The sequence below is a fragment of the Streptomyces sp. NPDC005485 genome, assembly GCF_040606085.1.
In the GTDB taxonomy this organism is placed as follows: domain Bacteria; phylum Actinomycetota; class Actinomycetes; order Streptomycetales; family Streptomycetaceae; genus Streptomyces.
This window is the reverse complement of record NZ_JBEXDZ010000028.1, coordinates 53052-73955: the sequence shown is the minus strand read 5'-3', so window position 1 is coordinate 73955 and position 20904 is coordinate 53052. Positions and strand designations below refer to the sequence as shown.

Annotated in this window: 14 protein-coding genes, 1 tRNA gene and 1 rRNA gene; 13 read left to right on the top strand and 3 right to left on the bottom strand. The window is 69.2% G+C overall.

Translation table 11 applies throughout. From position 1 onward, the window contains the following. Window positions 1–160: 160 nt before the first annotated feature. The 3 genes from rrf to ABZS97_RS12690 all read left to right on the top strand — a co-directional run bounded on the left by rrf (window position 161) and on the right by ABZS97_RS12690 (window position 1214). A 5S ribosomal RNA gene (gene rrf, locus ABZS97_RS12700) occupies window positions 161–277 on the top strand. A 114-nt stretch (window positions 278–391) separates the two neighbouring features. After that, window positions 392–1054 carry a DegT/DnrJ/EryC1/StrS family aminotransferase gene (locus tag ABZS97_RS12695; protein WP_356136732.1) on the top strand — a complete coding sequence of 221 codons (663 nt, stop codon included), beginning with the start codon at window positions 392–394 and terminating at the stop codon, window positions 1052–1054. A gap of 84 nt (window positions 1055–1138) precedes the next feature. Then, window positions 1139–1214: transfer RNA gene (locus tag ABZS97_RS12690), tRNA-Thr, on the top strand. Window positions 1215–1272: 58 nt separating this feature from the next. On the opposite strand, the gene ABZS97_RS12685 is transcribed toward ABZS97_RS12690, so the two are convergent. Further along, a complete protein-coding gene (locus ABZS97_RS12685) occupies window positions 1273–4020 on the bottom strand; it encodes a SpoIIE family protein phosphatase (RefSeq protein ID WP_356136724.1) in 2748 nt (915 codons plus the stop codon). A 297-nt stretch (window positions 4021–4317) separates the two neighbouring features. Between ABZS97_RS12685 and ABZS97_RS12680 the strand changes: the two genes are divergently transcribed. From ABZS97_RS12680 to ABZS97_RS12635, 10 genes are all read left to right on the top strand, one after another. After that, window positions 4318–9813: a HAMP domain-containing protein gene (locus tag ABZS97_RS12680; protein WP_356136722.1), complete on the top strand. Its 5496-nt coding sequence runs from the start codon at window positions 4318–4320 to the stop codon at window positions 9811–9813. Window positions 9814–10145: 332 nt separating this feature from the next. Further along, window positions 10146–10829, top strand: coding sequence for a response regulator (locus ABZS97_RS12675; protein ID WP_356136720.1), 684 nt, complete (start codon window positions 10146–10148; stop codon window positions 10827–10829). 153 nt (window positions 10830–10982) lie between these two features. After that, window positions 10983–13715 (top strand): DNA translocase FtsK, encoded by a 2733-nt coding sequence (locus ABZS97_RS12670; RefSeq protein ID WP_356136718.1) that lies wholly within the window; start codon window positions 10983–10985, stop codon window positions 13713–13715. A gap of 264 nt (window positions 13716–13979) precedes the next feature. Further along, the gene (locus tag ABZS97_RS12665) at window positions 13980–14840 is read left to right on the top strand and encodes a RodZ domain-containing protein (RefSeq protein WP_356136716.1); all 861 of its coding nucleotides are present in this window, start codon (window positions 13980–13982) and stop codon (window positions 14838–14840) included. 95 nt (window positions 14841–14935) lie between these two features. After that, entirely contained in the window at window positions 14936–16411 is a 1476-nt protein-coding gene (gene rimO / locus ABZS97_RS12660) for a 30S ribosomal protein S12 methylthiotransferase RimO (RefSeq protein WP_356136714.1), read from the top strand. Beyond that, window positions 16408–17121, top strand: coding sequence for a CDP-diacylglycerol--glycerol-3-phosphate 3-phosphatidyltransferase (gene pgsA, locus ABZS97_RS12655; RefSeq protein WP_356136710.1), 714 nt, complete (start codon window positions 16408–16410; stop codon window positions 17119–17121). Before rimO ends, pgsA begins: the two co-directional genes overlap by 4 nt. Beyond that, entirely contained in the window at window positions 17118–17663 is a 546-nt protein-coding gene (locus ABZS97_RS12650) for a CinA family protein (protein ID WP_356136707.1), read from the top strand. Before pgsA ends, ABZS97_RS12650 begins: the two co-directional genes overlap by 4 nt. Before the next feature lie 109 nt (window positions 17664–17772). Further along, window positions 17773–18150 (top strand): helix-turn-helix transcriptional regulator, encoded by a 378-nt coding sequence (locus ABZS97_RS12645; RefSeq protein ID WP_356136705.1) that lies wholly within the window; start codon window positions 17773–17775, stop codon window positions 18148–18150. A 166-nt stretch (window positions 18151–18316) separates the two neighbouring features. Continuing rightward, entirely contained in the window at window positions 18317–18787 is a 471-nt protein-coding gene (locus ABZS97_RS12640) for a DNA starvation/stationary phase protection protein (RefSeq protein ID WP_356136703.1), read from the top strand. Window positions 18788–18888: 101 nt separating this feature from the next. Continuing rightward, the gene (locus ABZS97_RS12635) at window positions 18889–19131 is read left to right on the top strand and encodes a hypothetical protein (RefSeq protein ID WP_356136701.1); all 243 of its coding nucleotides are present in this window, start codon (window positions 18889–18891) and stop codon (window positions 19129–19131) included. Window positions 19132–19200: 69 nt separating this feature from the next. On the opposite strand, the gene ABZS97_RS12630 is transcribed toward ABZS97_RS12635, so the two are convergent. After that, complete coding sequence (locus tag ABZS97_RS12630; protein WP_356136699.1) at window positions 19201–19962, bottom strand: SDR family NAD(P)-dependent oxidoreductase; 762 nt, start codon at window positions 19960–19962, stop codon at window positions 19201–19203. Window positions 19963–19994: 32 nt separating this feature from the next. After that, complete coding sequence (locus ABZS97_RS12625) at window positions 19995–20837, bottom strand: DNA-formamidopyrimidine glycosylase family protein (RefSeq protein ID WP_356136697.1); 843 nt, start codon at window positions 20835–20837, stop codon at window positions 19995–19997. Window positions 20838–20904: the final 67 nt, after the last annotated feature.

The following is a 20904-nucleotide window of genomic DNA, read 5'->3' as shown; positions in this document are numbered from 1 at the left end:
GGTTGATAGGCCAGATCTGGAAGGCGGGTAACCGCTGGAGGTGACTGGTACTAATAGGCCGAGGGCTTGTCCTCAGTTGCTCGCGTCCACTGTGTTGGTTCTGAAACCACGAACAACCGTCGTAGCTATGCCACGGCTCCGGTTGACAGTTTCATAGTGTTTCGGTGGTCATAGCGTGAGGGAAACGCCCGGTTACATTCCGAACCCGGAAGCTAAGCCTCACAGCGCCGATGGTACTGCAGGGGGGACCCTGTGGGAGAGTAGGACGCCGCCGAACAATCATTCAAAGAGCTGGTTCCCGAACTTCGGTTTGGGGACCAGCTCTTTTTTGTTCTGCGTCACTTGCAGTTCACGTTGTGCGACCAGCATCCGCATCATGGGTACCGCAGCAATGCTCAGGGCCGCCGGAGTCGGAGTCGGTGACGAGGTCATCGTGCCGGCGTTCGGGAACGTGGAAGTCGCCGAGGCAGTGACCCTGACCGGCGCGACACCGGTGTTCGCCGACATAGATCCGGCGACCTACTGCCTCGACGCCACCGCGATCGAGTCAGTCGTCACTGCCCGTTCGGCAGCCGTCGTCGCCGTACACCGTTTCGGGCGGTCGGCCGACATCGCGCGCCTGCGAGCACTCGGGCAGCGGCACGGGCTCCTGGTGCTGGAACAGGGCGAGTCCGAGGCGCGGTACGACGAAATCGCGCAGCGCCGGGAGCGGGCCGCGTACCTCGACGGGCGTTTGAGCGGAGTGCGGACGCCCGATGGTGGTGACGGGCACACCTACCAGCAGTACGTGGTGCGGGTGCCGGGCAACGGGCGGCCGGACCGGGATGCCTTCGCACGGGCCGTACGGGCCAGGGGAGTTGAGTGCCGGGTGCCGGTGAAGACGCCGGTGCACCGTATGCCCGGGTTCCGTCAGGACGTGTACCTGCCCGAGACCGAGCGGGCCGCGGACGAGACCCTCGCGCTGCCGGTGGACGGGGCACTGACGAAGCGGGAGATGCAGCGGATCGTCTCCGCGTGCAATGCGCTCGGCGGGCTGCTGCAGCCCGCTTTCTGATCCCCTGGGACTGGTTGGGAGCACGGGCCTGTTCGGGGTATGATCTATTTCGTTGCCGCGAGGGAAACCTCAAAAAAGTGACAGGCCCCCTTAGCTCAGACGGCAGAGCGTCTCCATGGTAAGGAGAAGGTCAACGGTTCGATTCCGTTAGGGGGCTCCACAGCAGAAAAGGCCTCGCCCTCCCGGGCGGGGCCTTTTTCGTGCCCTGGTGCGGGACTTCAGTCCCTCTGGAGGCCCGGCACGCGCATGGCGAGAATCGCCATGTCGTCCGACGGGGCGTCCGAGGCGAAGCGTTCGACCGCGCGCATGATCCGGGCCGCCACCGCGCCCGCCGTCAGACCCGTGCACGTCGTGAGGACGTCCGTGAGGCCGTCGTCGCCCAACATGCGTGTCCCCTCGCGGCGTTCCGTGACGCCGTCCGTGACGCAGAGCAGGACATCGCCCGGATCGAGGGTGACCGTCTGCTCGTACAGCTCCAGGTCGTCCATGACGCCGAGGAGCGGCTGCGGTTCGGCGGCCGGTTCGACCGTGCCGTCCTGGCGCAGGCGGAGCGGGAGCGGGTGCCCGGCGCAGACGACCTTGAGGATCGCCGAGCCGTCCTCCTGGGGCCACAACTCGCCGTACAGGAGCGTCAGGAAGCGGCTGCGGGCGCCCTCGTCGAGGATCGCGGAGTTCAGGCGCTCCAGGACCGCCGGACCGCCGAAGCCCTCCCGGGCCAGCAGCCTGAGCGCGTGCCGGGCCAGGCCCGTGACCGCCGCGGCCTCCGGGCCCGTACCGCAGACATCGCCGATCGCGAAGCCGTAGGCGCCGTCGCGGATCGGGAAGAGGTCGTAGAAGTCGCCGCCGACCTCGTTGCCCTCGCCGGCCGCGCGGTAGATGACCTCGACCTCGACGCCCTCGATGTGGGGGAGCTCAGGTGGGAGGAGGCTGCGCTGGAGGGACTGGCTGATGGCCATGCGCTCCGAGTACAGGCGGGCGTTGTCCAGGGCCAGGGCGGCCCGGCGGCTCAAGTCCTCGGCCAGCTCCAGGATTTCCTGGCGGAAATGTTCGTCGGACGGCTTGCCCAGCGTGAGCATGCCGATGACGCGGTTGCGGGCCACCAGCGGGAGCACTACCGTCTCGCCGCCCACCGCGGACGCCGTCGCCAGCGTCGTACCGATGCCCGAACTCACCGTCGAGGGTTCGTTGAGCCCGAGACTGCGCATGGACGTGCGCAGCGCCGCCTGGTGGGCCGCCTCCGCCGGGGCCGACCAGACGCGGGCGCCCGGAGTGGGCACCGGGTCCGGCGGGGCGATCTTCGACAGGAGGGCCTTGAGGCCGTCGATGCGCTCCTCGTCCTCGTGCAGGACGTACGAGAGGTACGGGTCCGAGGCCTGGTCGGCGATCGTGTAGACGGCGCACCAGGTGGCCAGAGTCGGAACCGTCATCTGCGCCATGAGGGCGAGGGTCTGGTCGCGGTCCAGGGTGCCCGCGAGGAGATCGGAGGCCTCGACGAGGAAGCTCAGCGAGCCGCGGCGCAGACGCTCCAGCTCGCCGAGGCGGGCGGACTCCACGGCGAGCGCGATGCGGTCGGCGGCGAACTGCAGGCGCAGCGCCTCCTCGTTGGTGTACCGGCCGGGACCCTCGGCTGCCACGCCGAGGGAGCCGGTGAGGCGGCCCTCGACCTTCAGCGGGACCGTGACGACCGAGCGCATGCCGGTGCCGCTCAGCAGCGGGACGGCGCCCGGGACGACCGTGAGGTCCTCGTGGACGGCGGGCATACGGGCCGAGCCGTACCGCCCGGGGCCCGCTTCCACGGGGACGCGGGCGAAGCGCTGACGGGCGGAGGGCAGGCCCGTGGAGGCGCGCACCTCCAGCTCCGTCTCGTCGTCGGTGGCCAGGAGGAGGAAGGCCGAGTCGCCGTCGAGCATGTCGCGGGCGCGCTCCACCGTGCGCTGCAGGAGGCCGTCCAGGTCGTCCGGGGCCGGGGAGCCGATGAAGACCTCGAAGGGGTCCGAGGGCTGGCCCTCGGCACCGGAGGACGAGTCCGAGGCGGGCATGCGCAGCGGCGTCTGCAGGACGGCGCGCTCGTGGTCCCGTACGAGAAGACAGACCGTGGACGGCTCGCCGCCCGTGTCACGTACACGCAGATGGGAGGCGTACACCGGTGTCACGCGGCCGTTGGCGCCGCGGATGCCGTAGCTGCCCTCCCAGCGCGAGAGCTGGAGGGCCTCGACGATGCCGGTGCTGGTGCCGGGAGTGTGCGGCCAGGCCGCGAGGTCCGTGAGCGGTTTGCCGATGACCAGTTCCGCCGTGTACCCGAAGAGCTCCTCCGCGTCCTCGTTCCAGGCGTTGATGGCGCCGGCGCGGTCGATCTGGACGACCGCGACGCGGACGCGGCCGTCGGCGAGCGGGAGGAGGTCGGCCGGGAGGGCCGGGCCGGCGGCGCGGGTGCCCACCGGGCGGTCGGGGAGGGCGATTTGGAACCAGACCTGCTTGTGCGTGGGCGTGTACTCCACGCCCCAGCGGCCGGCCAGCGCCGCACAGAGCTGGAGGCCCCGGCCGCCCTCGCGGTCAGGGCTGCCCATGTTGATGGCCGCGGCCTGGAGTGGAATCTCTCGTTCCGGGTAGCGGTCCGCCACCTCGATGCGTACGCCGTCGTCGCTCCGCAGACACAGGACGTCCGCGGCAGTGCCCGCGTGCACCACGGCGTTGGTGACGAGTTCGCTGGTGAGGACCACCGCGTCGTCGATGATGTCGGCGAAGCCCCAGCCTTGGAGGGTGTCACGGACGAAGGAACGAGCGGTCGCGACGGATCGCCCGACGGGCTCGAAGCTGGCGGCCGCGCGCGCGGTGATCACAGAACTCCTTGTCCGGTTCTCGACATGCAGGGCCTCATGCCCTGCCTGCTCCTGCCGGGGCAGAGCCTGGTTCCCCGTGGGCCGGGGATCCTGGGGTTGTCCCCCAGGATGCAGTCCGGTGGTCATGGTGCGGTGCCCCTCCGATGCCTGCCCGCTCGTACTCGTGCCACCGCCCAGGCCGGACGGGACCGGCGCGGCTGGACAGCCGCATGCAAGGTTACTTACCTTCGCGGTCCATGCGGATGCCGGTCACCAGTGTTTCCGTCCGGAGGGTGTGCGGACGATGTGCGAAGCTGCCGAACTGTTATGGCCTGGTTCAACCATGGTGAAACACTGGGCAAGCTCCTAGAGAAGGTCCGAGCACACCGAGCGGCAACTTGATTACGCCGAGCAGTAACGGTCGATCCCTGCGGGAGGGACACAGTGGAGTCTGGCGCAGCGACGCGGGGCACTAAGACGCGCGCAAAAGGCGGACAGTCCCTGAACAACCAGCGCAAACCACGCAATGGCACCACCGCAGTGGACACGGCTGCCCTCAACAGGCTGCTGGTGGCCCTGGTGTCGATGCGGGACGGCAACTTCCGAAAGCGCCTGACGGTCTCGGGCGACGGCGTGATGTCCGAGATCGCGGCGGTTTTCAACGAAGTGGCCGACCGCAATCTGCATCTGACGGGTGAGCTGTCGCGGGTGCGGCGCATGGTCGGACGTGAGGGAAAGCTCACGGAACGACTGGAGGCGGGCGCCTGCGAGGGCTCCTGGGCTTCCGCGATCGACGCGTCGAACGCGTTGGTCGACGATCTCGTGCGCCCCGTCTCCGAGGTCGGCCGCGTGCTGTCCGCGGTGGCGGAGGGTGATCTGTCGCCGCGCATGGAGCTGCGCGCTCAGGCGGCCGACGGGAACGGGCATCCGCTGCGAGGTGAGTTCCTCAAGGTCGGGCGGACGGTCAACAACCTGGTCGACCAGTTGTCGACGTTCACCGACGAGGTCACGCGGGTGGCCAGCGAGGTGGGCACCGAGGGCAAGCTCGGCGGCCAGGCGCGGGTGCGTGGTATGTCCGGTTCGTGGAAGGACCTCACGGATTCGGTCAACACCATGGCGTACCGGCTCACGGCGCAGGTGCGTGACATCGCTCTCGTGACGACGGCGGTCGCCAAGGGTGATCTGTCGCGGAAGGTCACCGTTCACGTGGCCGGCGAGATGCTGGAGCTGAAGAACACCGTCAACACGATGGTGGACCAGCTCTCCTCGTTCTCCTCCGAGGTGACGCGAGTCGCACGGGAGGTGGGCACGGAGGGCGAGCTCGGCGGGCAGGCGCAGGTGCCGGGTGTGGCCGGTGTGTGGAAGGACCTCACCGATTCGGTGAACCTGATGGCCGGCAATCTCACGGCCCAGGTGCGCGGGATCGCGCAGGTGACGACGGCGGTCGCCAACGGTGACCTGTCGCAGAAGGTGACGGTGTCGGCGCGCGGCGAGGTCGCGAAGCTCGCCGAGACGATCAACCAGATGACGGAGACGCTGCGGATCTTCGCCGACGAGGTCACCCGCGTCGCCAACGAGGTCGGCGCGGCGGGGCAGCTCGGCGGCCAGGCGAACGTGCCGGGCGCGGCGGGCACCTGGAAGGACCTGACGGACTCGGTCAACACGGTCTTCCGGAACCTCACCACGCAGGTGCGGGACATCGCGGCGGTGACGACGGCCGTGGCCAACGGGGACCTGTCGCAGAAGGTCACCGTCGACGTCGCCGGCGAGATGCTGGAGCTGAAGAACACCGTCAACACGATGGTCGACCAGCTGTCGTCGTTCGGTGTCGAGGTCACGCGCGTGGCGCGCGAGGTCGGCGTCGAGGGTGAACTGGGCGGGCAGGCGCAGGTGCCGGGTGTGGCCGGTACGTGGAAGGACCTCACCGACTCCGTCAACACGGCGTTCCGGAATCTCACCGGACAGGTGAGGAACATCGCCCAGGTGACGACGGCGGTCGCCAACGGTGATCTGTCGCAGAAGGTCACCGTCGACGTGTCCGGCGAGATGCTCCAGCTGAAGAACACCGTGAACACGATGGTGGATCAGCTGTCCTCGTTCGCCGACCAGGTGACCCGGATGGCGCGCGACGTGGGCACGGAGGGCCGGCTGGGCGGTCAGGCACGCGTGGACGGCGTTTCGGGAACCTGGAAGGAACTCACCGACTCCGTCAACTTCATGGCGGGCAACCTCACTTCGCAGGTACGGCAGATCGCCCAGGTCACCACGGCGGTGGCCCGCGGTGACCTGTCGCAGAAGATCGACGTGGACGCGCGCGGCGAGATCCTGGAGCTGAAGAACACCATCAACACGATGGTCGACCAGCTCTCCGCCTTCGCCGACCAGGTCACGCGGGTCGCCCGTGAGGTGGGTACGGAGGGCCGCCTCGGCGGTCAGGCGCAGGTGCCCGGCGTCGCCGGTGTGTGGCGCGACCTGACCGATTCCGTGAACGGCATGGCGGGCAACCTCACCGCCCAGGTGCGCAACATCGCGCAGGTCGCCACGGCGGTGGCCCGGGGTGACCTGTCGCAGAAGATCGACGTGGACGCGCGCGGCGAGATCCTGGAGCTCAAGAACACCCTCAACACGATGGTGGACCAGCTGTCGAGCTTCGCCGAGCAGGTGACACGGGTGGCCCGCGAGGTGGGCACGGAGGGCATGCTCGGTGGGCAGGCCGAGGTGCAGGGTGTCTCCGGCACCTGGAAGGACCTCACGCAGTCCGTGAACTTCATGGCGAACAACCTGACGATTCAGGTGCGCAACATCGCCGAGGTCACGACCGCGGTGGCCAAGGGCGATCTGTCCAAGAAGATCACCGTCGACGCGAAGGGCGAGATCCTCGAACTCGTCACCACCGTCAACACGATGGTGGACCAGCTGTCCAACTTCGCCGAGCAGGTGAACCGGGTCGCCCGCGAGGTGGGCACCGACGGCAACCTGGGCGGTCAGGCGCGGGTGCCCGGAGTGACCGGCATCTGGAAGGACCTGGGCGACAACGTCAACCTGATGGCCAACAACCTGACCAGCCAGGTGCGCAACATCTCCCAGGTCGCCACGGCGGTGGCCAACGGCGACCTCACCAAGAACGTCACGGTCGAGGCGAGCGGCGAGATCGCGCAGCTCGCCGACACCGTCAACACGATGGTGAAGACGTTGAGTTCGTTCGCCGACGAGGTCACGCGCGTGGCCCGCGAGGTGGGCACGGACGGCATCCTCGGCGGCCAGGCGCGCGTGCCGGGCGTCTCGGGTACGTGGAAGGACCTCACCGAGTCCGTGAACTCGATGGCGTCCAACCTGACCGGTCAGGTGCGCAACATCGCGATGGTCACCACGGCCATCGCCAAGGGCGACCTGACCAAGAAGATCGACATCGACGCGCGCGGCGAGATCCTGGAGCTGAAGACCACCATCAACACGATGGTCGACCAGCTGTCATCCTTCGCCGGGGAGGTCACGCGAGTCGCCCGTGAGGTGGGCACGGAAGGCCAGTTGGGCGGTCAGGCACGCGTGCGCGATGTCGACGGCACCTGGCGAGACCTCACCGAATCGGTGAACGAGATGGCCGGGAACCTGACCCGGCAGGTGCGCGCCATCGCGCGCGTGGCCACGGCGGTGACGCGAGGCGACCTCAACCTGAAGATCGACGTGGACGCCTCCGGCGAGATCCAGGAACTTCAGGACTACATCAACAAGATGATCGCCAACCTGCGTGACACCACGATCGCCAACAAGGAGCAGGACTGGCTCAAGGGCAACCTCGCCCGCATCTCCGCCCTGATGCAGGGGCGCCGCGACCTGGAGGACGTGGCGTCGCTGATCATGAGTGAGCTGACGCCCGTCGTCTCGGCGCAGCACGGAGCGTTCTTCCTGTCGATGCCGCTGGTCGACGGCAAGGACGCCGCCGACGACGAGGCGTACGAACTGCGCATGCTCGGCTCCTACGGCTACTCGATGGGCTCCATGCCGACGTCGTTCCGGCCCGGCGAGGCGCTCATCGGGACGGCCGCGCAGGAGAAGCGCACGATCCTGGTGGAGAACGCGCCGAGCGGTTACCTGAAGATCTCCTCGGGGCTCGGTGAGGCGCCGCCCGCGCAGGTGATCGTGCTGCCGGTGCTCTTCGAGGGGACCGTCCTCGGCGTCATCGAACTGGCGTCCTTCACACCGTTCACGCACATCCAGAAGGACTTCCTGAACCAGATCGCCGAGATGATCGCGACGAGCGTCAACACCATCTCCGTCAACACCAAGACGGAGGTGCTGCTCAAGCAGTCGCAGGAGCTCACCGAGCAGCTCCGGGAGCGTTCGGCCGAGTTGGAGAACCGGCAGAAGGCCCTGCAGGACTCCAACGCCGAGCTGGAGGAGAAGGCCGAGCTGCTGGCCCGGCAGAACCGCGACATCGAGGTCAAGAACACCGAGATCGAAGAGGCCCGGCAGGTCCTGGAGGAGCGTGCCGAGCAGCTCGCGGTCTCCATGCGCTACAAGAGCGAGTTCCTGGCGAACATGTCGCACGAACTGCGTACGCCGCTCAACTCGCTGCTCATCCTGGCCAAGCTGCTCGCCGACAACGCGGACTCCAACCTCACTCCCAAGCAGGTCGAGTTCGCCGAGACGATCCATGGCGCGGGCTCCGACCTGCTGCAGCTGATCAACGACATCCTCGACCTGTCGAAGGTCGAGGCCGGCAAGATGGACGTGTCGCCGACGCGCATCGCCCTGGTGCAACTCGTCGACTACGTAGAGGCCACTTTCCGTCCGCTGACGGCAGAGAAGGGGCTCGATTTCTCCGTACGTGTGTCGCCGGAACTGCCCGCCACCCTGCACACGGACGAACAGCGGCTCCTGCAGGTGCTGCGCAATCTGTTGTCCAACGCGGTGAAGTTCACCGACTCCGGAGCCGTCGAGCTGGTGATCCGGCCGGCGGGCGGGGATGTTCCGGTGGCCATCCGGGAGCAGTTGCTGGAGTCGGGGTCGCTGCGTGACGCGGACGCCGACCTGATCGCGTTCTCGGTGACCGACACGGGCATCGGCATTGCGGCCAGCAAGATGCGGGTGATCTTCGAGGCCTTCAAGCAGGCGGACGGCACGACGAGCAGGAAGTACGGCGGTACCGGCCTCGGGCTGTCCATCTCGAGGGAGATCGCACGTCTGCTGGGCGGCGAGATCCATGCGCAGAGCGAGCCGGGGCGTGGTTCGACGTTCACGCTGTATTTGCCGCTGCACCCCAGCGAACTGCCGCCGCAGGGCTACGGTCAGCTCGCACCGGCACTGGAGGCGGGGGAGTTGCTGGCCTCCGAGGCGGAGCTGTCCGGGGTCGGCATCGAGACGCCGGCGGAGATGAAGTCGTTCCACGCGACCCAGAACGGGCCCGCCGCGCTCTTCAGGCGGCGCCGCAGGGGGGTGCCCGCGGCCGACCAGCGGGCCGCGCTGCCGGGTCTGCCCGACGGGTCCGCGGGGGCGGCTCAGGAGCAGTGGGCGGCCGCGGGGCGGCAGGACGAGGAGCCGCAGCCGCGCCATGGCATCCGCTTCGAGGGCGAGAAGGTGCTGATCGTCGACGACGACATCCGCAACGTGTTCGCGCTCACCAGCGTCCTGGAGCAGCACGGGCTCTCGGTGCTGTACGCGGAGAACGGGCGCGAGGGCATCGAAGTCCTGGAGCAGCACGACGATGTGACGGTCGTTCTGATGGACATCATGATGCCCGAGATGGACGGTTACGCCACGACGACGGCGATTCGTCGGATGCCGCAGTTCGCCGGGCTGCCGATCATCGCGCTCACCGCCAAGGCGATGAAGGGAGACCGCGAGAAGGCCATCGAGTCGGGCGCCTCCGACTACGTGACCAAGCCGGTCGATCCCGATCACCTGCTCTCCGTGATGGAGCAGTGGATGCGCGGGGAGTGACCGTACGCCGGGCCGTCGCGCGGCTCGGACGGCCGGACCGGGGTGCCCTGGACCCCGGTCGGCCGCCGCGCAACGGCCCGACGTCGCATAACTCACTGTGGCCGAAGCCGTGTAGAAGTACGGGATTCGGGGAACCTTCTGGTCTCCCGCTACGTTTCTGCTACGTGCACAGTGACATCGCGGTGACAGGGTGTGGCGACGGGCGGGGTGCGGCTACCATGACCGGCACAAGGACGGGCGGCGCAAGGGAGCCGTCCCCTGGGGCGGCGCCCGGTGCTTCCCCAAGTCCTTTGGACAGGGGAGGCCCCATGCCGGGGCGAGGAGGGCGGGCCATGGTGCAGAAGGCCAAGATCCTCCTGGTCGATGACCGGCCGGAGAATCTGCTGGCGCTGGAGGCCATCCTCTCCGCGCTCGATCAGACACTGGTGCGGGCATCGTCCGGGGAAGAGGCGCTCAAGGCGCTGCTGACGGATGACTTCGCGGTCATCCTGCTGGATGTCCAGATGCCGGGGATGGACGGTTTCGAGACCGCCGCGCACATCAAGCGGCGAGAACGGACCCGGGACATCCCGATCATCTTCCTCACCGCCATCAACCACGGCCCCCACCACACCTTCCGCGGGTACGCGGCGGGCGCGGTGGACTACATCTCCAAGCCGTTCGACCCGTGGGTACTGCGCGCGAAGGTCTCCGTCTTCGTCGAGCTCTACATGAAGAACTGCCAACTCCGGGAGCAGGCGGCCCTGCTGCGGCTCCAACTGGAGGGCGGCGGCAAGTCCGCACTCGGTACGGCCAAGGAGCCGGCCGGGCTCCTCGCCGAACTGTCGGCGCGGCTCGCGGCTGTTGAGGAGCAGGCCGAGGCGCTCTCCAAGCAGCTCGACGACGACTCGGCGGACGCGGCGGCGGTGGCGACCGCGGCCCATCTCGAACGCAAACTCACCGGACTGCGCAGAGCGCTGGACGCGTTGGAACCGGGTACGGGAAGCGGCGCACCCTCGGTGCCGTCACAGAACTGAGCGGCAACGACCCGGCCAGGGCGCGCCGATCCTCTTCGGTGCGCGCCGTGCTCATGAGGTCACGTCAGTTTCCGGCCCCGGTAAAGGCGACACGAACGGGTGAAGCAGTAGGCACACGTGTCCGCTGTCGTCTCCACCGGTAACCTCACACCCATGGCCTCACGTCCCTCCGCAGCCAAGAAGCCGCCCGCAAAGAAGGCGGCCGCTCCGACGAGGGCTGCGGCGAAGAAGGCCCCCGCGAAAAAGGCGGCCGCAAAGAAGGCGCCTGCCAGGAAGGCCGCGGCCAAGAAGCCCGCACCCCCGCCGGCGCCCAACCCGACTGCCGGCGTCTACAAACTCGTACGCGCCCTCTGGCTGGGCCTCGCGCACGCCGTCGGGGCGATGTTCCGCGGCATAGGGCGGGGCGCGAAGGGGCTCGACCCGGCGCACCGCAAGGACGGCCTCGCGCTCCTGCTGCTCGGCCTCGCGCTGATCGTCGCCGCGGGAACCTGGTCCAACCTGCGAGGGCCCGTCGGCGATCTCGTCGAGATGCTGGTGACCGGCGCCTTCGGGCGCCTGGACCTGCTCGTACCGATACTGCTCGGCGTCATCGCCGCGCGGCTCATCCGGCACCCCGAGAAGCCCGAGGCCAACGGCCGCATCGTGATCGGCCTGTCCGCCCTTGCCATCGGCGTGCTCGGACAGGTCCACATCGCGTGCGGGGCGCCCGCGCGCAGCGACGGCATGCAGGCGATAAGGGACGCCGGAGGGCTCATCGGCTGGGGGACGGCCACCCCGCTGACGTACACGATGGGCGAGGTCCTCGCCGTACCGCTGCTCGTGCTGCTCACCGTCTTCGGTCTGCTGGTCGTCACGGCGACCCCGGTGAACGCGATTCCGCAGCGGCTGCGGCTGCTCGGCCAGAAGCTGGGCATCGTCCAGGCCGACGAGGACGAGGACGACCTCCTCGGGGACGACGAGCGCTACGACGAGCAGTGGCGCGAGGCGCTGCCCGCGCGCTCCCGGCGGCGCCCGAACGCCCCCGAGACCTACGACCCGGACAGCGCCGAGCAGCAGGCGCTCAGCAAGCGCCGCAGCCGCCCTCGACGGCCCGCCGTGCAGCAGCCGGACATGAACAGGCCGATGGACGCGGTGGACGTCGCCGCGGCCGCGGCCGCCGCCCTCGACGGCGCCGTGCTGCACGGGATGCCGCCGTCCCCGCTGGTCGCCGACCTGACCCAGGGCGTCAGCGTGGAGCGGGACGGGTACGAGGAGACGACCCCCGTACCGGCCGCGCGTGCCAAGGGCGCCAGGCAGACGCCCAAGCAGGAGGCCCTGAAGGTCGACTCCGTGGTGCCCGACCTCACCAAGGCCGCGCCCGAAGCGGCGCGCGACCTGCCTCCGCGCGCCGAGCAGCTGCAGCTCTCCGGCGACATCACGTACTCCCTGCCCTCGCTCGACCTCCTGGAGCGCGGCGGCCCCGGCAAGACGCGCAGCGCCGCCAACGACGCGGTGGTCGCCTCCCTGTCGAACGTCTTCATGGAGTTCAAGGTCGACGCCGCCGTCACCGGATTCACGCGCGGCCCGACGGTCACGCGCTACGAGGTCGAGCTCGGCCCCGCCGTGAAGGTCGAGCGGATCACCGCGCTCACCAAGAACATCGCGTACGCCGTTGCCAGCCCCGACGTCCGGATCATCAGCCCGATCCCCGGCAAGTCCGCGGTCGGCATCGAGATCCCGAACACCGACCGGGAGATGGTCAACCTCGGTGACGTCCTGCGGCTGGCGGACGCCGCCGAGGACGATCACCCGATGCTGGTCGCGCTCGGCAAGGACGTCGAGGGCGGCTACGTGATGGCCAACCTTGCGAAGATGCCGCACGTCCTGGTCGCCGGAGCCACCGGTTCCGGTAAATCGTCGTGCATTAACTGCCTGATCACGTCGGTCATGGTGCGCGCGACCCCCGAGGACGTCCGCATGGTGCTCGTCGACCCCAAGCGAGTCGAGCTCACCGCGTACGAGGGCATCCCGCACCTGATCACGCCGATCATCACCAACCCGAAGCGGGCCGCGGAAGCCCTGCAGTGGGTGGTGCGGGAGATGGACCTGCGCTACGACGACCTCGCGGCGTTCGGCTACCGGCACATCGACGACTTCAACCAGGCCATCCGCGACGGCAAGCTCAAGACGCCGGAGGGGAGCGAGCGGGAGCTCAGGACCTACCCGTATCTGCTGGTGATCGTCGACGAGCTCGCCGACCTGATGATGGTCGCGCCGCGCGACGTCGAGGACTCGATCGTGCGCATCACGCAGCTCGCGCGCGCCGCCGGCATCCACCTGGTGCTGGCCACCCAGCGGCCCTCCGTGGACGTCGTCACCGGTCTGATCAAGGCGAACGTGCCCTCCCGGCTCGCCTTCGCCACCTCCTCGCTCGCCGACAGCCGCGTCATCCTCGACCAGCCCGGCGCCGAGAAGCTGATCGGCAAGGGCGACGGACTCTTCCTGCCGATGGGTGCCAACAAGCCGACGCGCATGCAGGGTGCCTTCGTGACCGAGGACGAGGTCGCGGCGATCGTCCAGCACTGCAAGGACCAGATGGCGCCGGTCTTCCGGGACGACGTCACCGTCGGCACCAAGCAGAAGAAGGAGATCGACGAGGACATCGGCGACGACCTCGATCTGCTGTGCCAGGCGGCCGAGCTGGTGGTCTCCACGCAGTTCGGGTCCACCTCGATGCTCCAGCGCAAGCTGCGCGTCGGCTTCGCCAAGGCGGGGCGGCTGATGGACCTCATGGAGTCGCGGGGCATCGTCGGTCCGAGTGAGGGCTCCAAGGCGCGTGACGTTCTTGTGAAGGCCGATGAGCTGGATGGAGTGCTCGCGGTGATCCGTGGGGAAACTGAAGCGTAAGGAATCGGGGCATGCCGGTCACCGGGCGGATGGGTGCGTGGCATGCGGGTATTCGAACGTGACTCACCCGTAAGGAATGGGCGAGCAACCGTTTCCCTTTGCCGTACGTCAAGTTGAGCGAGGGGACGCGAATGTGTCCCGGCATCAGGATGACCGGCCATTCTGATGGCGTACAAAGTCCTACTGCCCGGTTGCCCCACCCTTTCGCACCCCCCCTAGACTGAACCTCCAGCACAGGTGGCTACACGCTCGAAAGGCGCCCCCGTGTCCATCGGCAACTCCCCTGACGGCAACTTCCCCGAAGACGAGCGTCCGTTCGAAGAAGACCACGGCACTGAAGCCGAACGCCTCTCGATCGGCCGCGCCCTGCGGCAGGCGCGCATCGAGGCCGGACTGACCGTCGACGACGTCAGCAACGCCACCCGGGTCCGCATCGCCATCGTGCACGCGATCGAGCAGGACGACTTCGCCCCCTGCGGCGGCGACGTGTACGCGCGCGGCCACATCCGCACGCTGGCGCGCGCCGTGCGCCTCGATCCGGCGCCGCTGCTCGCGCAGTACGACGCCGAGCACGGTGGCCGCCCGGCTCCGACACCGGCGGCCCCGCTTTTCGAGGCGGAGCGGATCCGCCCCGAGCGCCGCGGGCCCAACTGGACCGCCGCCATGGTCGCCGCGATCGTCGCGGTGATCGGCTTCGTCGGCTTCACCGTGATCGGCGGAGGCGACGACGGGGACGGCACGAAGACGCAGGTCGCCGAGGGATCCACGCCGACCGCGAGCAAGCCCGCCGCCAAGCCGACGGCGACCAAGCCCGCCGATCCGAAGCCGGACCCCTCGGACAGCGCCATCGCGGCCGCTCCCCGGGACAAGGTCACCGTCCAGGTGAGCGCCACCGACGGCCGCAGCTGGATCTCCGCCAAGGACCACAACGGCCGGCTGCTCTACGACGGGCTGCTCAAGCAGGGCCAGTCGAAGACCTTCCAGGACAAGTCGAAGATCAACCTCGTCCTCGGTGACGCGGGCGCGATCCAGCTCTACGTGAACGGCAAGAAGATCGAGGACGACTTCCAGCAGGGCCAGGTCGAGCGCCTCACGTACACGAAGGGCGACCCCGAGGTCGGCTAGCCGACAGGGCGTTTCGAGCATGCGGCAAGGGGTTGGCCAAGATCGGCCAACCCCTTCGACGTGGGCTGTCAGTCGGACGAAGTAGTCTTGAGCCCATGCCTGAACGCCGTACCGTCGCACTCGTCACTCTTGGCTGCGCCCGCAACGAGGTGGACTCGGAGGAGCTCGCAGGCCGCTTGGAGGCGGACGGCTGGCAACTCGTGGAGGACGCCGAGGAAGCGGACGTCGCTGTCGTCAACACGTGCGGCTTCGTCGAAGCCGCGAAGAAGGACTCCGTAGACGCCCTCCTTGAGGCCAATGATCTCAAGGGTCATGGCAGAACCCAGGCCGTGGTGGCGGTGGGCTGCATGGCCGAGCGGTACGGCAAGGAGCTCGCCGAAGCGCTGCCCGAGGCCGACGGCGTGCTCGGCTTCGACGACTACGCCGACATCTCCGACCGCCTCCAGACCATCCTGAACGGCGGCATCCACGCCTCGCACACCCCGCGCGACCGCCGCAAGCTGCTGCCGATCAGCCCGGCGGAGCGGCAGAACGCCGGCGAGGAAGTGGCCCTCCCCGGCCACGGCGCCCCCACTGACCTCCCCGAGGGCGTGGCTCCCGAGTCCGGCCCCCGGGCGCCCCTGCGCCGCCGGCTCGACGGTTCGCCCGTCGCTTCGGTGAAGCTCGCCTCCGGCTGCGACCGGCGCTGCTCCTTCTGCGCCATCCCGTCCTTCCGCGGCTCCTTCATCTCGCGGCGCCCCAGCGACGTACTGAACGAGACGCGCTGGCTGGCCGAGCAGGGCGTCAAGGAGGTCATGCTGGTCTCCGAGAACAACACCTCGTACGGCAAGGACCTGGGTGACATCCGTCTCCTGGAGACCATGCTGCCCGAGCTGGCGGAGATCGACGGCATCGAGCGGGTGCGCGTCAGCTACCTCCAGCCGGCCGAGATGCGTCCCGGACTCATCGACGTCCTGACGTCCACGCCGAACATCGCGCCGTACTTCGACCTGTCCTTCCAGCACTCGGCGCCCGCCGTGCTGCGTTCCATGCGGCGCTTCGGTGACACCGACCGCTTCCTGGAGCTGCTCGACACGATCCGCTCCAAGGCCCCGCAGGCCGGTGTCCGGTCCAACTTCATCGTGGGCTTCCCTGGCGAGACCGAGGAGGACCTGGCGGAGCTGGAGCGCTTCCTCACGGGCGCGCGGCTCGACGCCATCGGTGTCTTCGGCTACTCCGACGAGGACGGCACGGAGGCGGCGACGTACGAGAACAAGCTGGACGAGGACGTCGTTGCCGAGCGGCTCGCCCGCGTCTCCCGGCTGGCCGAGCAGCTTGTCTCGCAGCGCGCCGAGGAGCGCGTCGGCGAGACGGTGTACGTCCTGGTCGAGTCCGTCGACGATGTGGAGGGCGCCGTCGGCCGCGCCGCTCACCAGGCGCCTGAGACGGACGGCCAGGTGATGCTCACGAGCGGCGAAGGTCTGACCGTCGGCCGTATCGTCGAGGCGAAGGTGGTCGGTACGGAAGGTGTCGACCTCGTGGCCGAGCCGCTCCTGGGCTCGCTCCCGTGTACTGAGGAGGCGGGCAGATGACCGGAGTCCCGGCATCCGCGGCGGGCGGCTCCCCCAGCGCGAAAGGTGCGCCGGGCGCTTCCGGCGTTCCGGGGGGCGCGAAGCCGGCGCGAGGCGGGAAGCTGGGCGCTGCGGCCGTCAACCAGGCCAGCCTCTGGAACATCGCGAACATCCTGACCATGATGCGGCTCGTCCTGGTGCCGGGCTTCGTGGCGCTGATGCTGGCCGACGGCGGGTACGACCCCGCCATGCGGGCCTGGGCCTGGGCGGCCTTCGCCGTCGCCATGATCACCGACGTCTTCGACGGGCATCTGGCGCGCACCTACAACCTCGTCACCGACTTCGGGAAGATCGCCGACCCCATCGCCGACAAGGCGATCATGGGCGCGGCGCTGATCTGTCTGTCCTCGCTCGGCGATCTGCCGTGGTGGGTGACCGGGGTGATCCTCGGGCGTGAGCTCGGGATCACCCTGCTGCGTTTCCTGGTGATCCGGTACGGAGTCATCCCGGCGAGCCGCGGCGGCAAGATGAAGACCCTCGCCCAGGGCGTGGCGGTCGGGATGTACGTCCTCGCGCTGACGGGCCCGCTGGCCACCCTGAGGTTCTGGGTGATGGCCGTGGCGGTCGTCCTGACCGTGGTCACCGGACTGGACTATGTGAGACAGGCCATCGTGCTGCGAGGCCGCGGAATCGCCGAGCGCCGGGCCGCTGCCGAGGAGGCGGAGCGGTGAACCCCATGGCCGCCGAAGTGCTGCGACTACTCATGGTGAGGGGCGAGACGCTCGCCGTCGCCGAGTCGCTCACCGGTGGCCTGGTGGCCGCGGAGGTCACAGCGGCGCCCGGGGCGTCCAAGGCCTTCCGGGGCTCCGTGACCGCGTACGCCACCGAACTCAAGCACGAGCTGCTGGGTGTCGACGCCACTCTGCTGGCCGAGCGCGGAGCGGTGGATCCGCAGGTCGCGGCCCAGATGGCGGCTGGTGTGCGGAAGGCGCTGGGTGCCGACTGGGGGATCGCCACCACAGGTGTCGCCGGCCCCGAACCCCAGGACGGACAGCCGGTCGGCACGGTTTTCGTGGCTGTCGACGGGCCTTCTGAAGCCAATTTTGATGGCATTGATGGCGGGAAAGTACTGCCGCTGCGGTTGAACGGCGACCGTGCGGAAATCCGTATGGAGAGTGTACGGAGCGTACTCGCACTGCTCCTGAAGCAGCTCGCGGGCGAACAGACCGGGAATGAGCGGGCACAGGATACGGAACAGAACGGGGGGACTTGATGTTTGCAGCCCTGAGTGAACACGACATCGCTCCCCGCACGGCCGCGGCGCAAGGCGGTACGGTGGGGCGTGAAGGATGCGGCTACGCGGTCCGAGGAGGGAGCCACCGATGATTCTGCTCCGTCGCCTGCTGGGTGACGTGCTGCGTCGGCAGCGCCAACGCCAGGGCCGTACTCTGCGCGAAGTCTCCTCCTCCGCCCGAGTCTCACTCGGCTATCTCTCCGAGGTGGAGCGGGGGCAGAAGGAGGCTTCCTCCGAACTGCTCTCCGCGATCTGCGACGCGCTGGACGTACGGATGTCCGAGCTCATGCGGGAAGTGAGCGACGAGCTCGCCCTCGCCGAGCTGGCACAGTCGGCAGCGGCCACAGCGCCGGTGCCCGCAGCGGTGCGCCGTCCGATGCTCAATTCCGTATCCGTGACCGGTGTGCCACCGGAACGGGTCACCATCAAGGCGCCCGCCGAGGCAGTGGACGTGGTCGCCGCCTGACCCTCGCGAGCATGCGCTCATGAGGTGAGGAATCGTGTACGAGGCCCCGGCCGGGGCTCCTCCGGGGAAACCCGGAGGCCGGCCGGGGCTTTCGTATGCCTCCACGTGTCCGGAATGTGCCGGTGTGTCATGGTGGGTGGGGGTCGAGCGATCCGGAGGCTTGCGGATGTACGTCGTGAAGAGCCCGTTGTCCGACACTGACCTGAAGACCGTGTCCGAGGCGCTGCAGGGTGCGCTCGTCGACCTGGTCGATCTCTCCCTCGTGGCCAAACAGATCCACTGGAACGTGGTCGGCCCACGCTTCCGCTCCGTCCACCTTCAGCTCGACGAGGTCGTGGACACCGCGCGGCTGCACTCCGACACCGTGGCGGAGCGCGCCTCCACGCTGGGCGTTCCGCCCGACGGGCGCGCGGGGACCGTGGCGAGCGCCAGCGGCATCGGCTCGACGCCCGCGGGCTGGGTCAAGGACACCGATGCCGTACGGACGCTCGTGGAGGCGCTGGGCGCGGTCATCACGCGGATGCGGGAGCGAGTGGCGACGACCGGGGACGCTGACCCGGTGAGTCAGGACATCTTCATCGGAATCACCGCCGATCTGGAGAAGCACCACTGGATGTTCCAGGCGGAGAACGGGTGACGCCAGGGGATACGGCGGGCTGAGCGTGCGCCCCTGTGCCGTCGATGCGCCCTGCCGGCGGGCGAGGGCGGCGGTCTAGCGTCGGGCTGGAGGTGGCGGCCATGGCAGGACGGGCGGTGCGCTGGGCCGTGGCTCTGGGGTTCGGCGCGCTGTGGTGGTGGGGGGTGCTCCGGCTGCTGCTGGCCTCCGACGCCGGGGTGCTGGAGGGGGCGGTCGCGACCGGGGGGTGGGGGCTGAGTCTGCTGCCCGTGCACTGCGTGCCGAAGGGGCGCTCCGGGGTGGGGCGGCGGGGCGCAGGGGCACGGGCAGCGGCGCGGCGGGGCGGTCACGCGGGCACGGGCTGAGGGGGCCGGGGCCGGCGTGTCGTGGGGGCGCGGTCGGGGGCTCGGGGGCGGGGCGTGCGACGGGGGGTGCTACCAGGGCATTGCCACGCCGCCGTTCGGGCGGAGGATCTGGCCCGTGGTGAAGGATGAGGCGTCGGAGGCCAGGTGCAGTACGGCGTGGGCGATGTCGTTCGGTTCGCCGACCCGGCCCAGGGGGGAGAGGCGGGCCATGAATGCCTCGGTGCGGTCCTGTGCCTCGCCGTGCCGGTCGGTCATCGGCGTACGGATCCAGCCCGGAGCGACCGCGTTGACGCGGATGCCGTGCGAGCCGACCTCGGTCGCCAGGGTCTTGGTCAGCTGGACGACGGCCGCTTTCGCCGCGCTGTAGCAGAGGAGCCCCGGGCCGCCGGTGTCGATGGCGCTCGACGCCATGGTGATGATGCTGCCGCGTGTGTGCGTCCCGATCATGAGGCGGGCGGCTTCCTGGCAGGCGTGGAGCACGCCCTTGAAGTTGACGCCCAGCACCCGGTCGAGGTCCTCGTCCCGGGTCTCCAGAACCGGGCTGCTGTGCATGATCCCGGCGATCGCCGCCATGACGTCGAGGCGTTCGCAGGATGCGACCGCCTGCGCGAGCCGGGCGCGGTCGGTGACATCGAGGAGGTGGGTGTGCGCGATGCCGCCCTGGTCCTTGATGAGGGTCGCCGTCTCGTGCAGGCCCTGTGCGTCGCGGTCCGCGCAGTGGACGGTGGCGCCCGCTTCGGCGAGCAGGGCGGCGGATGCGCGGCCGATGCCGCTTGCCGCGCCGGTGACGAACGCGGTGCGCCCGGTGAGGTCGTATGCCTTGACGGCCATGAGGGGACGGTACGAGGGTTTCTGACGGGTCGTCAATTAGTTGTACGTCGCTGAGTTCCGCGAAGTCGGGCGGCGGGCGGCGGTGGGGTGGGGCCCGACTGGCAGGTCGGGCACCAGTAGGTGGCGCGCTCGCGCGAGCCGTCGCCCTGGTCGGCCAGCAGGATCGAGGTGCGGCAGCGCAGACAGGGGCGTGGTGCGCGGCCGTAGACGAAGAGGTTCTGGTCGCGGCGGCCGGTGGTGCTGCGGGCCGGGCGGTCGCGGTTGGCTTCCAGGAGCTTCTTGGCGAGGGGCGGCAGTTGGGCCGCGAGGTCGGCGGGGAGCTCGCCGACGGGGAGCCATGGGGTGACCCGGAGAAGGAAGCACAGCTCGCTCTTGTAGACGTTGCCGATACCCGCGAGGTTGCGCTGGTCGAGCAGGGCCTCGCCGAGGGCGCGGGACGGGTCGCTCAGGAGGTTCTGCAGGGCCTTGTCTGGGTTCCAGTCCGGGCCGAGGAGATCGGGGCCGAGGTAGCCGACGGCGTGGGGTTCGTCGGCGGTGCGCAGCAGTTCGAGCACGGGCAGCCGGTAGCCGACGGCCGTGCGGTCCGTGTTGCCGAGGATTGCCCGGATCTGGTGTGTGGGGCCGCCGCTCCAGCGCTGGCCGCTTCCGTACACCTTCCACGTCCCGTCCATGCGCAGATGCGAGTGCAGTGTCAGACCGCCCTCGATGCGGGTGAGGAGGTGCTTGCCGCGGGGGGTGACGTCCAGCACCGTGCGACCGGTCAGGTCGGCGGTGGCGTACTTGGGCACCCTGAGGTCGGAGCGGATCAGCACCTTGCCCGCGAGCGCGATGTGCAGTCGCCTCGCGGCCTGCCAGACGGTGTCTCCTTCGGGCATGGGGTCCAGGGTGGCACGGGTTGGGGGTTTTGGCGGGGTGTGGTGGTGAGGTGATTGTCGTGGGCTG